The organism is Cellulosimicrobium sp. Marseille-Q4280 (genome assembly GCF_943181405.1).
Classification (GTDB): Bacteria; Actinomycetota; Actinomycetes; order Actinomycetales; family Cellulomonadaceae; genus Cellulosimicrobium.
In genome coordinates, this window is the sequence record NZ_CALPBY010000001.1 from 632,036 (window position 1) to 646,679 (window position 14,644).

Consider the following 14,644-nt stretch of genomic DNA (forward strand, 5'->3'; position numbering starts at 1 on the left):
CGCACTGCGCGTGTGGTCGGGCTGGGTGGCGAGCGCCCCCGACCACCCACGGGCGGATTCCAGCGGTCGTCGCACCACGTGTGGCCGGCGTGATGCTACGTGCTGACGAGGTCCTGTGAAGAGATGCTCGCGGTGGTGGTGATGTCGACGTCTCCGACGGCGGGTAGCGCGCGGCGCAGCGCTCGCGTGGCCTCGCTGGTGGCTCGGGTGGCGGCCGCGAGAGTGGTGTCCGGCGGGAGCTCGACGCGGGCCTGGACGGCGAGGCGGTGGCCGGACCAGCGCAGCCGGACGTCGGTGGCGCGCCCGAGGTCCGGGACGTGCTCGAGTGCGTGTCGTGCGCGGTGGGTGAGGTCGGGGTCGACGCCGTCGAGGAGGCGGCGTCCGACGTCGCGTGCGGTACCCCAGAGCAGGACGAGGATCGCGGCGGTGATGGAGAGGCCGACGATCGGGTCTGCGAGAGGGAACCCCGCCCAGACGCCGATCACGCCGAGCACGACGGCGAGGGAGGTGAACCCGTCGGTGCGCGCGTGCACGCCGTCGGCGACGAGTGCTGCGGAGCCGATGCGTCGCCCGACGCGGATGCGGTAGACCGCGACGGCCTCGTTGCCGACGAATCCGATGATGCCGGCGGCGAGCACCCAACCGAGGTTGTCCAGCGGCTGGGGGTCCGCCAGGCGGCGCACGGACTCCACGCCGGCGACGACGGCGGACAGAGCGATCATCGCGACGATGAACAGCCCGGCCAGGTCCTCGGCGCGTCCGTACCCGTAGGTGTAGCGGGTGGTGGCGGCGCGACGACCGAGGACGAACGCGATCCACAGCGGGACGGCGGTCAGGGCGTCGGAGAAGTTGTGGATCGTGTCGGCCAGGAGCGCGACCGACCCGCTGATCGCGACGATCGCGAGCTGGGCGGCCGCGGTGAGGCCCAGCACGACGAGGCTGACCTTGACTGCGCGGATGCCCTGCCCGCTGGCCTCGAGCGCGTCGTCGATCGAGTCCGCAGCGTCGTGCGAGTGGGGCACGAACACCTCGTGCAACCAGCCCTTGAACCCGGTGGCGTGCTCGTGCTCGTGCGTGTGCTCGTCGCGCGGGTGGTCGTGCCCGTGCTCGGGGTGGGCCGACGGGTCCGTGTGCGGATGGCGACGGGTCGCGGTCACGACGCGTCCCCGACGTGGCTCGGGTGTGCCTCGTGGTGGGCGGGCTGGTCGTCCACGGCGTGCTGCGCCTGGAACACCGCCTGCGTCACGAGGTTCCGTGCGTGCTCGTCGACCAGGGAGTAGAACACCCGGGTCCCGTCCTGACGAGTGCGCACGATCCGGCCCCAGCGCAGCTTCGCGAGGTGCTGGGAGACCGCGGTCGGTGCCTTCCCGACCGTCTCGGCGAGGGCGCTCACCGACTGCTCGCCACCACGCAGCGCCAGGATGATGCGCACCCGCGTCGGGTCCGCGAGGAGCGAGAACACCTCCGCCGCGAGCTCGACGTACTGGCTGTCGACCCCGAACGTGCAATCCTGCTTATCTGCGTGCATACGCAGATATTAGCCCTCGCCCCGAGCGGCTGCTCGAGCCGTTGCGTCGGGGGACTGCCGGTCCAGCGTCTTGCGGCGACGGAAGGGTCAGGCCAGGCGGTCGACGACGTGGTCGACGCACGCCGTGAGGGCGCGGACGTCGTCGGGGTCGATGGCGGGGAACATGGCCACGCGGAGCTGGTTGCGGCCCAGCTTGCGGTAGGGGAAGACGTCGAGGATCCCGTTCGCGCGGAGCGTCGCGACCACCTGGGTGGCGTCGACCGAGTCGTCGAGGTCGATCGTGCCGACGACGGTCGAGCGCTCGGCGGGGTTCGCGACGAAGGGCGTGGCCCACTCGCGGGCCTCGGCCCAGCCGTAGAGGTGGGTGGCCGACTCGGCGGAGCGTGCGGCGGCCCAGGCGAGGCCGCCCTGGGCGAGGAGCCACTCGACCTGCTCCGCGAGCATGACGAGCGTCGCGACGGCCGGGGTGTTGAGGGTCTGGTCCTGGCGCGAGTTCGCCGCGGCGGTGCGGAGGGAGAGCGACTCGGGCACCCAGCGCGTCCCGCTCGACTCGACCTCCTCCGCGCGCGCGAGCGCGTCGGGCGAGCACAGCGCGAGCCACAGGCCGCCGTCGGACCCGAAGACCTTCTGCGGCGCGAAGTAGTAGACGTCGGTCTCCGCGACGTCGACCGGCAGCGCGCCGGCGCCCGACGTCGCGTCGACGAGCGTGAGGGCGCCGCGCTCGCGCGAGCCGGGGACGCGGCGCACCGGTGCCATGGCTCCGGTCGACGTCTCGTTGTGGGGCCACGCGTGCACGTCGACGTCGTCGGCGGGCTCGGGGTGGGCGACCGTGCCCGGCGGGGCCGTGATCACCTGGGACGGATCGAGGAAGGGGGCCGCCGTCGTCGCGGCCGCGAACTTCGCACCGAACTCCCCGAAGGCCGCGTGCTGCGCCCTGCGGCGCACGAGGCAGGCCGTCGCGACGTCCCAGAACGTCGTGGACCCGCCGTTGCCCAGCACGACCTCGTACCCCTCGGGGAGGCTGAAGAGCTCCCCGAGGCCCTCGCGCGAACGCCGCACGAGCGACCTCACCGGCGCCTGCCGGTGCGACGTGCCGAGGAGCGACGTGCCGGCGTCGGACACGGCACGTACCTGGGCGGCGCGCACCTTGCTCGGCCCGGACCCGAACCGGCCGTCGGCCGGGAGCAGGTCCGCGGGGATCGTGATCTGGGCGGTGGTGTCGGCGGGCGATGCGTGCTCGGTCACAGCGTCACCCTACGCGCGCGCGAGGCGCGGGCTCGGCGGCGTCCGGGGGGCGTGGGGCGACGGCGCTCGTTCTTCCGGGATTCTCCCCGGAACGCGTCAGGGGATCGCCATAGACTGTCCCCCAGCCGACGGACGACAGGGAGCGCGACGTGACCGATCTGATCGATACCACCGAGATGTATCTGAAGACGATCTACGAGCTCGTCGAGGAGGGCATCACACCCCTCCGCGCGCGCATCGCGGAGCGCCTCGGGCACTCGGGCCCCACGGTGTCGCAGACGGTCGCGCGCATGGAGCGCGACGGCCTCGTCGTCGTCACGGGGGACCGGCACCTCGAGCTCACGCCGGCGGGCAACGACAAGGCGACGCGCGTGATGCGCAAGCACCGCCTCGCGGAGCGCCTGCTCACCGACGTCATCAAGCTCGACTGGGAGCACGTGCACACGGAGGCGTGCCGCTGGGAGCACGTCATGAGCGAGCTCGTCGAGGAGCGGCTCATCGGGCTGCTCGACCACCCGCACTTCGACCCCTACGGGAACCCGATCCCGGGGCTCGCGGAGCTGGGCGAGCAGTTCGAGGGCGTGGAGTTCCTCGACGGCGTCGTCCCCCTGCCCGCGTACGTCGCGCAGCGCGCGACGGGCGACGTCGAGGTCGAGGTCGTCCTGCAGCGCATCGCCGAGCCGATCCAGGTGGACGTCGAGCTCCTGGCGCGGTTCGCGGAGGCCGGGGTGCTCCCGCGCCGGACGCTGCTCGTGCGTCCGGCGAGCGGCGGTCTCGTGGTCCAGGGCAAGGGGTCCGAGATCGTCCTGGACCTCCCCGAGGAGATCGCGCGCCACCTGTTCGTCGCGCAGGGCTGACCCGCGTCCCCCGACCGGGGTAGCGCTCCCATGGCGCCCTGACCAGCAGGAACGCGATCTCGTGGGCTGCCCTGGAGCGACGGCTCCCGAGGGCCGTGATGGGAACGTGACATTTGGCAGGGTGTCCTGTACGGTCGGTGCTGCTCCATCGGAAGACCTGTCCGGCGGAGTCCTCGAGCGGAACGCCTAACCCTGTCGCTGCCCGAGGTTCACGACAACCCGACGACAGGGACGGGGGACCCAAATCCGGGCGCTGGAGACAGCGTCCTTGGGGTGAAGCCCGACGGACCTCGGTCCGTCAGGCCGGGTGTATCTCCCACCCGAACCCGACAGCTGACCTCGCAGGCGTCCAGGAGAGGCAACACGTGACCGTGAGCTCGACTCGCGCCCGCCACCGCGCGGCGCGGCGTCCTATGACGCCACTCAGCACCATCGCCCAGGCCGCCTCGGACCAGATGTCGACCGTCGGGCGCCGCACCGCCGTCGTCGCCGCGTCCTCCGGTCTCATCGTCTCGATGATCGGCGCTGCCGCTCCCGCGACCGCAGCCCCCGTCGACACGGAGCCGAAGCTCAACTCGGTCGACCTCAGCGCACTGACCGCGCAGGCGCGCCAGGCCCTCGAGGCCGCGCCGACCGTGACGGTCGCGGCCGACGCCGCGTTCTCGATCGAGGCCGCACCGGTGACGGTGACGCCGGCCCCCGAGCCGGAGCCCGAGCCCGAGCCCGTCGTCGAGCGGACCCAGAGCACGAGCCGCACGCAGGAGCGTGAGTCGACGCAGACCGTTGCCGAGGCGCCCGCCCAGGAAGAGGCCGCGGTCGCCGTCCCGGCGTCGGCCTACGGCAGCACGATCGTCTCGATCGCGGCGCGCTACGTCGGCGTCCCGTACGTCTACGGCGGCACCACGCCCGACGGCTTCGACTGCTCCGGCTTCACGAGCTACGTCTACGCGCAGGTCGGCATCAGCCTCCCCCGCACGTCGGGCGCGCAGGGCTCCGTCGGCACCAAGGTCCCGCGCTCCGAGGCGCAGCCGGGCGACCTGATCTGGACGCCGGGCCACATCTCGATCTACGCCGGCGACAACATGCAGATCGACGCGCCGCGTCCGGGCAAGACCATCCAGTTCCGTCAGATCTGGCAGTCGAACCCGACGTTCATCCGCGTCGCCTGACCCACGGCGCAGCGCAGCACGTCACACGAGCCCCGTCCCTCCGCGAGTCGTCGCGTAGGGGCGGGGTTCGTGGCATTCTTGACTCGTTCGTGACCTGCGGTGGAGGTTCTGCCCGGGGCGCCTCGGCGACGTCGGTCGCCGGACGGCACGCGGCCGTCGAGAGGAGAGTCACCCATGACCCGCACGGAGACCGTCCTGGTCGGCGTCGACGGCTCGGCGCCCAGCCTGCACGCCCTCGACTGGGCGGCCGCGTACGCGCTGCGCGTCGGCTGGTCGCTCCACGTGGTCTGCACCTACTCGCTGCCGTCGTTCACTGCGGCGTCCCTCGACGGCGGGTACGCCGCGCTCGACGACAGCGCCATCCAGGAGGGTGCCAGGGCGGTGCTCGAGGAAGCACGGGCGCGCGCCGACGCCGCGGGGGTGCGCGTCACCGCCACGGTCACGACGGGTGACGCCGCGGGTGTGCTCGTCGAGATGTCCCGCGACCACTCGCTCGTCGTCGTCGGGACCCGTGGCCGCGGCGGGTTCACCGAGCGGCTGCTCGGCACCGTGTCCTCCGCGCTCCCGGCGCACGCGCACTGCCCCACGGTCGTCGTCCCGTTCCGCGCCCGGACCAAGGGCGACGACGCCGCGACGGAGGAGCTGCCGGTCGTCACCCCGCTGCGCCGCATCGTCGTGGGCGTCGACGGGTCGCCGTCGGCCGAGATCGCCCTGCGGCACGCGATCCGCCAGGCCCGCGCGTGGGACGCCGAGCTCGTCGCGGTCGCCGGGGTGCCGGTCGGTGCGGGCGCCGGGTTGCTGGCGTGGCTCCCCGCGTCCATCGACCACGAGCAGGTGCTCGCCGACGTCACCGAGGGGCTCAACGTCATCATCGCCCGGCACGAGGCCGAGAACCCGGGGCTGACCATCAAGCGCATCGTGCTCGACGGGACCGGCGCCGAGCTCCTCACCGAGTTCTCCACCGCGTCCGACCTGATCATCGTCGGGTCCCGCGGTCGCGGGGGGTTCCGCGGCCTGCTGCTCGGGTCGACGAGCCAGGCCGTGCTCCACCACTCCGCGTGCCCCGTCATGGTCGTGACGAAGAAGTGCGACGACGTGGTCGAGTCGGGCTGAGGCTGCCGAGGGAGTACCGCGGTCGGGCCATCCTCTGCTGGTCCGGGGGAGACTCACTTCTCGGTGGGGGGACCACCTGCGAGGATGCGGCGATGCAGATCCATCGCCTGGGTGCTCACCCCTTGACTCGGTTCGGAAGTGCGGGCGTCGAGCTCGTGCCGGTCGGACGCGCGCTCGGTCCGGCGGTCGTGCACGTCGCGCGGATCGCTGCGGGAGGCAGCATCGGAGCCCACCCGGCGACGGTGGACCAGGTGATGACGGTCGTGAGCGGCAGGGCCCGGGTCGAGGGCGGGGACGGTGCCGATGCCCGGCTCGACACCGGTGACGCCGTCCACTGGGCTGCCGGCGAGGTCCACCGGACGTGGGCGCTGACGGACGTCGTCGTGACGATCGTGGAGGCTTCGGACGGCATCGAGGTCGCCGGCGCCGAGGCGTGACCGGTGTGCCGGCCGGACCTCAGCTGCGGTTGCGGTACAGACGCATCGTGATCGGGGCGAGGACCGCGGTGAGGACGACCGACGCCACGAGCACCCACATGATGCCGTCGAGGTCGGGCTCGCCCGCCATGAGGCTGCGGACGGCCGTGACGAGGTGCGTCACCGGGTTGATCTCGACGAAGCGCTGCAGGACCACCGGCATGGTCGACGGGTCGACGAAGATGTTCGACGCGAACGTCAGCGGCATGAGCACGAGCATCGACGTCCCCATGACCGCGTTCGGCGAGCGCAGCACGAGGCCGAGGGCCGTGAAGACCCAGCTCAGCGCGAACGAGAACACGAGCAGCAGCAGGATGCCGAGCACGACCCCGACCACACCGCCCGGCGGGCGGAACCCGAGGACGAGCCCGAGCGCGAGCGTGACCACCGACGCGATGGTGTAGCGGACGGTGTCGCCGAGCAGCGCGCCGACGATCGGTGCCGGGCGCCACACGGGCAGCGAGCGGAACCGGTCGAAGACGCCCTTCGAGATGTCGGTGTTCATCGTGTAGCCCGTGTAGATCGTCGTGAACAGCACGGCCTGCACGAGGATGCCCGGGAGCAGGAACTGCAGGTAGCTCTGCACGTCGCCCGCGAGCGCACCGCCGAACAGGTACGTGAACATGAGCGTGAAGATGATCGGCGACACGGTGACGTCGAACAGCTGCTCCGGGACGTGCTTGATCTTGAGCAGCGCACGCCACGTGTAGGTGAAGGTCGCCGAGACAGGGGAGGGCCGGCTCGGGCGGTGCTCGAGCGCGACGGCCTCACGCAGGGCGCTCGCCTCGGGAGCGCGCAGCTCCGCGGCAGTGGTGGGCTCGGTCGCCATCAGGCCACCTCCTCGATCTGCTCGTCGGGTTCGTCGACCGGCTGGCCGGTCAGGGCGAGGAACACCTCGTCGAGGCTCGGCTGCCCCAGCGTGAACTCGGGAACCGCGATGCCCGCGTCGCCCAGCGCGGGCAGGAGGTCCGCGACCGAGGTGGCGCCGTCGTCGGGCACGCGGGCCGAGAAGGCGTAGGGGTCGTTGGCGAGGGAGACGTCGGTGCCCAGCACGGCGCCCACGATCTCGGCCGCGCGAGTGCGCTGCGCGGAGTCGGCGAGCCGCACGTGCACCGCGCCCTCGCCCACCGAGCGCTTCAGCTCGGTCGCGGTGCCCTCCGCGATGACCTTGCCGTGGTCGATGACCGCGATCTTGTCGGCGAGCTGGTCCGCCTCCTCGAGGTACTGCGTGGTGAGGAGGACGGTCGCGCCGTCGGCCACGAGCACGCGCACGATGTCCCACACCTGGTTGCGGCTGCGCGGGTCGAGGCCCGTCGTCGGCTCGTCGAGGAACAGGACGCGCGGGCTCATCACGAGGCTCGCGGCGAGGTCGATGCGGCGGCGCATGCCGCCCGAGTAGGTCTTGACCTGGCGGTCACCCGCGTCGCCGAGGCCGAACGCCTCGAGCAGGTCCGCCGAGCGGCGGCGCGCCGTCCCGCCGAGGAATCCGTAGAGCCGCGCGAGCATCACGAGGTTCTCGGTCCCCGTCAGGTCCTCGTCCACCGAGGCGTACTGCCCCGTGAGCCCGACGACGGAGCGCACCTTGTCGGCGTCGCGCACCACGTCGTGGCCCAGGACGGTCGCCGTCCCGGCGTCGGGCTGGAGCAGCGTCGCGAGCATGCGGACGGCGGTCGTCTTCCCGGCCCCGTTCGGGCCGAGCACCCCGAGAACGGTGCCCTCGGGGACCGACAGGTCGATGCCGTCGACCGCCTTGGTCACCGACTTCTTGGACGTGAAGTGCTTGACGAGACCTCTCGCCTCGACGGCGAGGTCACCGGTCGACGAGCTCATGTCCCTCCTCGGGTCGCACGTGGCGGCACCCGGGCGGTCCCACCACCCACGCTCCGACCGGGCCGTCCGGCGGAACTCATCGGTGCACCCACCCATCGTGCGCCGAGCGTCCGACGCGGTCCAGTGAGATCTGTCAGCTGCCGAGGTCGTACCCCGCCCACCCCGACACCCAGAGCGACCACGCGCCGTCGGGCAAGACCGCGGTACTACTTCGCGGCCTGCTCCGCGGCGGCGAGCAGGACGCACGTGGCGACGCCGTCCATCGCGACGCGGACCTCCTCGAGCGGGGGCAGGGACGGCGCGAGGCGCAGCACCGTGTCCTGCGGGTCCTTGCCGTACGGGTAGGCGGCGCCGGCCGGCGTGAGCGCGATGCCCGCGGCCTTCGCGAGCTCGACGACGCGCGACGCGGTGCCGGGCCGCACCTCGAGGCTCACGAAGTAGCCGCCCTTCGGCTCGGTCCACGACGCGACGTCCCACGGCCCCAGCCGCTCGGCGAGGATGCCGGTCACGGCCTCGAACTTCGGCGCGAGGATGTCGCGGTGCCTGCGCATGTGCTCGCGCACGCCCTCCGCGTCGCCGAAGAACAGCGCGTGCCGGAGCTGGTTGACCTTGTCCGGGCCGATGGACCGCGACGACAGGTTCTTCCGGACCCACGCGACGTTGGCCGGCGACGACGCGAGGAACGCGACGCCCGCACCCGCGAACGTGATCTTCGACGTCGACGCGAACAGCACGACGCGGTCGGGGTTGCCCGCCTCCGCGGCGAGACCGATCGCGTCGACGGTCGTCACCTCGTCCTGCGTGAGGTGGTGCAGCGCGTACGCGTTGTCCCAGAGGATCCGGAAGTCCGGTGCGGCCGTCGGCATCGACACGAGCCGGCGCGCGACCTCGTCCGTCACGACCGAGCCGTCCGGGTTCGCGTACGTCGGCACGACCCACATGCCCTTGATGCTCGGGTCGTCGGCGACGAGCGCGGCGACGGCCTCGGCGTCCGGGCCGTCCGCCGTCATGGGCACCGTGACCATCTCGATGCCGAGCGCCTCGCACACCGAGAAGTGGCGGTCGTAGCCGGGCACCGGGCAGATCCAGCGCACGCGCTCCTCGCGGCTCCACGGTCGCTCGGACCCGGGGACGCCGAACAGCGTCGCGTCGGCGAGCGTGTCGTACATCATCGTGAGGCTCGCGTTGCCGCCCGCGAGGAGCTGGTCCACCGGGACGCCGAGCAGCTCGGCGAAGATGCGCCGGAGCTGCGGGAGCCCGTCGAGGCCGCCGTAGTTGCGCACGTCCGTGCCGTCGGCGTCCGTGTGCACTCCCTCGCCGGGCAGGGCGAGCAGCGCCTCGGACAGGTCGAGCTGCTCGGCGGACGGCTTGCCGCGCGTGAGGTCCAGCGTCAGCCCGAGCGCCTGCAGGTCCGCGTAGGCGCGGCGCAGGTCGTCGAGGGACGCGGCGAGGGCGGAGGGGGCGGGGTGCGCGGTGGTCACGCTCCGGACTCTACCGATCGTCGGCGAGCCCCGTCAGGGCATTCTCCAGCGCGGACAGCCCGGTCTCGAGGTCGTCGGCGGAGATGGTCAGCGGGGGCGCGAGCCGGATGGTCGAGCCGTGCGTGTCCTTGGCCAGCACCCCGCGCGCGAGCAGCGCCTCGCACAGGTCGCGGCCGGTCCCGCGCGCCGGGTCGAGATCGAGCCCGGCCCACAGCCCGACGCCGCGGACGCCGTCGAGCAGCCCGGCGCCCACGAGCCCGGCGAGGCGCGCGTGGAACGCCGACCCCAGCGACCGGGCCGCGGCCTGCGGCTCGCCGGAGCGCAGCAGGTCGACGACGGCGATCCCGACGGCGCACGCGAGCGGGTTGCCGCCGAACGTGCTGCCGTGCGTCCCCGGCGTGAGGACGTCGAGCACGTCGCGGCGGCCCACGACCGCGGAGACCGGGAGGATCCCGCCGCCCAGCGCCTTGCCGAGCGTCACGAGGTCGGGCCGGACACCCCACAGCTCGCACGCGAGCGTCGTCCCGGTGCGCCCGAGGCCGGACTGGATCTCGTCGGCCACGAGCAGCACGTCCCGATCGGCCGTGAGCGCACGCAGCGCGGGCCAGAACCCGTCCGGCGGCACCACGACCCCCGACTCGCCCTGGATCGGCTCCATGAGCACCGCGACGGTCGTGTCGTCGATCGCCGCGGCCACGGCGTCGACGTCGCCGAACGGCACGACGCGGAAGCCCGGCGTGTACGGGCCGAACCCGTCGCGCGCGTCGGGGTCGTCGGAGAAGGACACGATCGTCGTCGTGCGGCCGTGGAAGTTGCCCGACGCGACGACGATCGTCGCCTCGCCCGGCGCGATCCCGCGGACGTCATAGCCCCACTTGCGCGCGGTCTTGATCGCCGTCTCGACGGCCTCGGCGCCGGTGTTCATCGGCAGCACGGCGGTGCCGGGACCGTGGTCCGCGCCGCCCGTCGGAGCGCCGCCCGTCGTGAGCGGACCGACGAGCGCCGCGAGGGCGTCGGCGAACGGGAGCAGCAGGTCGTGGTCGAACGCGCGCGACGTGAGGGTGACGCGCCCGAGCTGGCGCGTCGCGGCGTCGACCAGCGCCGGGTGCCGGTGACCGAAGTTGAGCGCGGAGTACCCGGCGAGCAGGTCGAGGTAGCGGCGCCCGCCCGTGTCCGTGACCCACGCCCCCTCGGCGGTCGCGATCGTCACGGGGAGCGGGTGGTAGTTGTGCGCGAGAGTGCCGGGCACGCCGGGGGCGGGCGTGGCCGGGTGTGGCGTCGAGGGGCGCACGTCCTGCGCGGTCATGCGGCACCGCCGGCACGGAGCCCGCGCATCTCGAGCGTGCAGCACTTGGCGCCACCGCCCCCGCGCAGCAGCTCCGACGTGTCGACGCCGAGCGGTTCGTAGCCGCGCTCGCGCAGCGCTCCCGCGAGGTGCTCGGCGCGCGGGTTGTGCACGACGTGCGTCCCGTCGCTCACGGCGTTGAGCCCGAGGACGACGGCGTCCTCCTCCGTCGCGAGGAGCGCGTCGGGGAAGCGCTCGCGCAGGATCTCCTGCGCGGCGGGCGAGAAGGCGTCGGGGTAGTAGGTGACGTCGACGGCGGGTGGGCCGACGAGCGCGGGGTGAGCCCCGCCGTCGGGCACGGGGCCGCCCTGGTTGCCCCGCAGGACCGTGAGGGCGGTGTCGAGGTGGTAGAAGCGCGGGTCGACGAGCTCGAGCGTGACGACCTCGCGCCCCCAGAGGGCGGCGGCCTCGGCGTGCGCGGCGCGGTCGGTGCGGAACCCGGTGCCGGCGAGGACGACGTCGCCCGCGACGAGCAGGTCGCCCTCGCCCTCGTTGACCTGCTCCGCGAGGTGGGTGACGAACCCGTGGTCGGCGAACCACTTGAGGTAGGCGGGGCCCTCGGCGGCGCGCTCCGGGTGGAGGAACCGGGCGGAGTAGACGAGACCGTCGACGACGGTCGCGCCGTTCGCCGCGTAGACCATGTCGGGCAGCCCGGGGACGGGGTCGATCGTCTCGACGGTGTGCCCGAGGTCGCGGTAGGTGTCGCGCAGGCGCTCCCACTGGGCGACGGCGAGCGGCGTGTCGACCGGCCTGCTGCGGTCCATCCAGGGGTTGATCTCGTAGCTGACCGTGAAGTAGGTCGGCCGGCACATGAGGTATCGCCGGGGGTGGTCTGCGTGCATCGCCGCCTCCTCGCTGAGACCGGGCCGCGGGGTGGTGGCCCGGGGTGACCCGGGCGGTGGGTGTCCGGCCGGGTGACGTGCTGGCTGCCAGCGTACGTCCGGCGGTGGCCGGTGGCCCGGCGCCGCGCGCTTCTCGCGGAGGGTTGACGACGATAGTCTGTCGATATATCGTTAGCGTATCGCTGAGCCACTCGATGCGACTCGCGACCACCGCCCGCGGCGACGACACGTCGCCCGGGCGTTGGCCCTGGGCACACGCCCGGGCCCTCCAGACACCCTCACCCAGGAGAAACTCCATGAGCTACGCACACCAGAACCGGGGTCGTCACCCCGAGAACCTGTCCCAGCCCTCCGGCGACCTCGGCGGGCGCGGCCCGCGGCGTCGCCGTCGCGACGGCTTCCCGTCCGTGCCCGACGACGCGGCCTGGTTCCGCGGCGACGCACCCTCCGGCCGTGGTCGGGGCGGCGCTCGCCGCGGGCCCGGCGGCTTCGGCGGCCCGGCGGAAGACCCGCGCGGTCCCGAGGGCCGCGGCTTCGGCGGTCCCGAGAGGCGCGGTGGCCCGGCCTTCGGCCCCGGGTTCGGGCCGGGCTTCGGCCCTGGCGGGCACCGAGGTGGCCACCGCGGCCGCGGGCCGCGCCGTGCAGGCCGCGGCGACGTCCGCGCCGCGATCCTCCTGCTCCTCGCCGACCAGCCGATGCACGGCTACCAGCTGATCCAGGAGATCGGCGACCGGAGCGAGGGCCAGTGGCGCCCGAGCCCCGGTGCCGTCTACCCGGCGCTCAACCTGCTCCAGGACGAAGGGCTCGTGGAGCTCTCCGCCGAGGGCGGGCGCCGGCTCGCCTCGCTCACCGAGGCGGGACGCGCCGTCGTCACCGAGCAGGCGGACACGCTCGGCGACCCGTTCGCCGAGGCCGCCGGTCGCGGCGGGCGCTCGCGCCACGCGCTGCGGGCCGGCGTCGAGGCCGTCGCGGCCGCCGTCCACCAGGTCGCCCGCACGGGCACCGACGAGCAGGCGAAGGCCGCGGCCGAGCTGCTCGAGCGCACGCGCCGAGACCTCTACCTGGTCCTCGCCGGCCCGACGCCGTCGGACGCCCCCGCGGACGTGCAGGACGCGCCCGTGGCGGAGGACTCGCCGTCGGGCACGGGCGACGAGCCCACCGTCTGAGGCACCGGTCACCAGCCACGCCGAACCCCGGGTTGCGCCCCGATCAGACAGCTGATCGAGGCGCAACCCGGGGTTCGGCGTCTGCGTCGGCGGCGCGCTGCGGGAACGGGGGCCGACGGTCCGCTGAGAGGGCCAGGTCAGCCGTGCCGTGCGGTGAGCCGCGTCTCCAGCCGGCGCAGCGACGCGTGGAGCATCCAGCGCAGCACGAGGCCGACGAGCGGTCCCGTCACGGCCCGGGGGAGCGGGCCGGCGAGGTACGCGTCCTCCCACCACACGACGCGGCAGCGTCCGGCGCCGAGCGGCTCGACGTCGAACCCTGCGTCGCCGAGCAGCACGGGCCCTTCCTTGCGGACGCTCGTGCGCCCGGTCCGGCCGGCGGCGGTCGACGGCCGCTCCAGCGACGTCACGACCATCCGGTCGACGACGCCGCGCGCGCCGCGACCGACGAACGGCCCGCTGACCATCGCGAACCGGTCGCCGACCTCCGGACCGCGCCCGGCCGGCGTCGCCATCCGCGTCAGGGGGATGAAGCGGGGGTGCGTGCGCGGGTCGGCGACCCAGGCGAACGCGACCGTCGCGTCCACGGGCATCTCGCGGCCGACCGCGACCCGGTGGGACGTCACCCGGCGTCTCGCGTCGGGTCCTGCCGGCGACGACGCCCCGGCAGGAACCGGCGTCGTCCGCGTGACGGCGAGGCGTCCTCGGGAACGGGGACCAGGGTCGGCCTGGCGTCCTCTGTCGGTGCCTCGACGACTTCGAGGATCCGCCCGAACGTCGACGGCGGCGGGCCGAACGCCCGGCGCGACTGCGCGACGACGCCGTGCCCCAGGGCGCGCGCTCCCACGACCCCGACGACCGCGCCGATGCCGAACGGCACCAGCCTGCCGAGGGCGAGCCCGGACTGCTTCGCGAGCTGCGTGCGCAGGAAGCGGTTGCCCAGGGCCTTGTTGACCTTGACGAGCGTCCCGGCGGGCATCCGGGTCAGCAGCACCTTGCCCCAGGCGAGGCCCGAGCCCTGAGCGGCCTTCTCGACGTCGCGCGCGCCCTTCTCGCCGAGGACCGAGGCGAGCAGGAGCGCCCGGCGCCGGGCGACGTCGTCGACGGCGATCCCGTGCACGTCGGCGACGGCGAGCGAGAACGCCGCCGACGACGCGAAGAACGTCGCGATGTCGCTCGAGGTGAGGACGAGGCCCACGCCGGTGCCGACCGCCGGAAAGCCCGCCGCGGCACCGACCGCGCCTCCGGCGGCCTGGATGACGAGCAGGTACTCCCGCTCGAGGATGCGGATGACCTCGGCAGGCCCCGCCTCCGGGTTCCGACGGCGCACCGAGTCGACGTGCGCGCGGATCACCTGCGACGGGATCGTCACGGCCTTGTCGAGCGCGGCGTCGAGCAGCGGGGTCGGCCGGTACGCGGCCCACTCGACGGCGTCCTGGGTCGCGACGTCGTCCGGGTCGCGCGTGGCCGGCGGCGTCCCGTAGTCCGGGGCACCGCCGTACGGCGTCGGGGTCCTCGAGGGGTCCTGGTGGTGCGCCATCGCGTCTCCCGTCATCCGTGCGGTCCGGTCATCCGTCCCGTCTGGTCGTCCGTGC

General features: G+C 73.7%; 15 protein-coding genes and 1 riboswitch. Of the genes, 5 read left to right on the forward strand and 10 right to left on the reverse strand.

What is annotated here, in order from left to right; translation table 11 throughout:
- Positions 1-95: 95 nt before the first annotated feature.
- The 3 genes from NFS20_RS02800 to serC all read right to left on the reverse strand — a co-directional run bounded on the left by NFS20_RS02800 (position 96) and on the right by serC (position 2,773).
- A complete protein-coding gene (locus tag NFS20_RS02800; RefSeq protein WP_251150209.1) occupies positions 96-1,157 on the reverse strand; it encodes a cation diffusion facilitator family transporter in 1,062 nt (353 codons plus the stop codon).
- Positions 1,154-1,528, reverse strand: a complete 375-nt coding sequence (locus tag NFS20_RS02805) for an ArsR/SmtB family transcription factor (RefSeq protein ID WP_251150210.1) — start codon at positions 1,526-1,528, stop codon at positions 1,154-1,156. The genes NFS20_RS02800 and NFS20_RS02805 overlap by 4 nt, the downstream gene beginning before the upstream one ends.
- An 87-nt stretch (positions 1,529-1,615) precedes the next feature.
- Positions 1,616-2,773, reverse strand: coding sequence for a phosphoserine transaminase (serC, locus tag NFS20_RS02810; RefSeq protein ID WP_251150211.1), 1,158 nt, complete (start codon positions 2,771-2,773; stop codon positions 1,616-1,618).
- Positions 2,774-2,922: 149 nt separating this feature from the next.
- Here serC and NFS20_RS02815 point away from each other — a divergent pair, with 149 nt between their 5' ends.
- From NFS20_RS02815 to NFS20_RS02830, 4 genes are all read left to right on the forward strand, one after another.
- Positions 2,923-3,630, forward strand: coding sequence for an iron-dependent transcriptional repressor DtxR (locus NFS20_RS02815; protein WP_251150212.1), 708 nt, complete (start codon positions 2,923-2,925; stop codon positions 3,628-3,630).
- A 202-nt stretch (positions 3,631-3,832) separates the two neighbouring features.
- Positions 3,833-3,993: riboswitch (cyclic di-AMP (ydaO/yuaA leader) on the forward strand.
- A gap of 50 nt (positions 3,994-4,043) precedes the next feature.
- Positions 4,044-4,799, forward strand: coding sequence for a C40 family peptidase (locus NFS20_RS02820; RefSeq protein ID WP_251150213.1), 756 nt, complete (start codon positions 4,044-4,046; stop codon positions 4,797-4,799).
- Positions 4,800-4,973: 174 nt separating this feature from the next.
- Positions 4,974-5,912: a universal stress protein gene (locus NFS20_RS02825; protein ID WP_251150214.1), complete on the forward strand. Its 939-nt coding sequence runs from the start codon at positions 4,974-4,976 to the stop codon at positions 5,910-5,912.
- Between the two features lie 92 nt (positions 5,913-6,004).
- Positions 6,005-6,349 (forward strand): cupin domain-containing protein, encoded by a 345-nt coding sequence (locus NFS20_RS02830; RefSeq protein WP_251150215.1) that lies wholly within the window; start codon positions 6,005-6,007, stop codon positions 6,347-6,349.
- Between the two features lie 19 nt (positions 6,350-6,368).
- Here NFS20_RS02830 and NFS20_RS02835 read toward each other — a convergent pair whose 3' ends face one another.
- The 5 genes from NFS20_RS02835 to ddaH form a co-directional block, all read right to left on the reverse strand.
- Entirely contained in the window at positions 6,369-7,217 is an 849-nt protein-coding gene (locus NFS20_RS02835; RefSeq protein ID WP_251150216.1) for an ABC transporter permease, read from the reverse strand.
- Entirely contained in the window at positions 7,217-8,218 is a 1,002-nt protein-coding gene (locus NFS20_RS02840) for an ATP-binding cassette domain-containing protein (protein ID WP_251150217.1), read from the reverse strand. The genes NFS20_RS02835 and NFS20_RS02840 overlap by 1 nt, the downstream gene beginning before the upstream one ends.
- A gap of 206 nt (positions 8,219-8,424) precedes the next feature.
- Positions 8,425-9,699 carry an aspartate aminotransferase type Ic gene (locus tag NFS20_RS02845; protein WP_251150218.1) on the reverse strand — a complete coding sequence of 425 codons (1,275 nt, stop codon included), beginning with the start codon at positions 9,697-9,699 and terminating at the stop codon, positions 8,425-8,427.
- Positions 9,700-9,709: 10 nt separating this feature from the next.
- Positions 9,710-11,005 carry an ornithine--oxo-acid transaminase gene (gene rocD, locus NFS20_RS02850; protein ID WP_251150219.1) on the reverse strand — a complete coding sequence of 432 codons (1,296 nt, stop codon included), beginning with the start codon at positions 11,003-11,005 and terminating at the stop codon, positions 9,710-9,712.
- Positions 11,002-11,886, reverse strand: coding sequence for a dimethylargininase (gene ddaH / locus NFS20_RS02855; RefSeq protein ID WP_251150220.1), 885 nt, complete (start codon positions 11,884-11,886; stop codon positions 11,002-11,004). Before ddaH ends, rocD begins: the two co-directional genes overlap by 4 nt.
- 296 nt (positions 11,887-12,182) lie before the next feature.
- Between ddaH and NFS20_RS02860 the strand changes: the two genes are divergently transcribed.
- Positions 12,183-13,052: a PadR family transcriptional regulator gene (locus NFS20_RS02860; protein ID WP_251150221.1), complete on the forward strand. Its 870-nt coding sequence runs from the start codon at positions 12,183-12,185 to the stop codon at positions 13,050-13,052.
- A gap of 137 nt (positions 13,053-13,189) precedes the next feature.
- Here the strand turns inward: NFS20_RS02860 and NFS20_RS02865 are convergent, their stop codons facing one another.
- Together NFS20_RS02865 and NFS20_RS02870 are read right to left on the reverse strand one after the other, a co-directional pair.
- A complete protein-coding gene (locus tag NFS20_RS02865) occupies positions 13,190-13,675 on the reverse strand; it encodes an SRPBCC family protein (RefSeq protein ID WP_251150222.1) in 486 nt (161 codons plus the stop codon).
- Positions 13,672-14,589, reverse strand: coding sequence for a hypothetical protein (locus NFS20_RS02870; RefSeq protein WP_251150223.1), 918 nt, complete (start codon positions 14,587-14,589; stop codon positions 13,672-13,674). The genes NFS20_RS02865 and NFS20_RS02870 overlap by 4 nt, the downstream gene beginning before the upstream one ends.
- Positions 14,590-14,644: the final 55 nt, after the last annotated feature.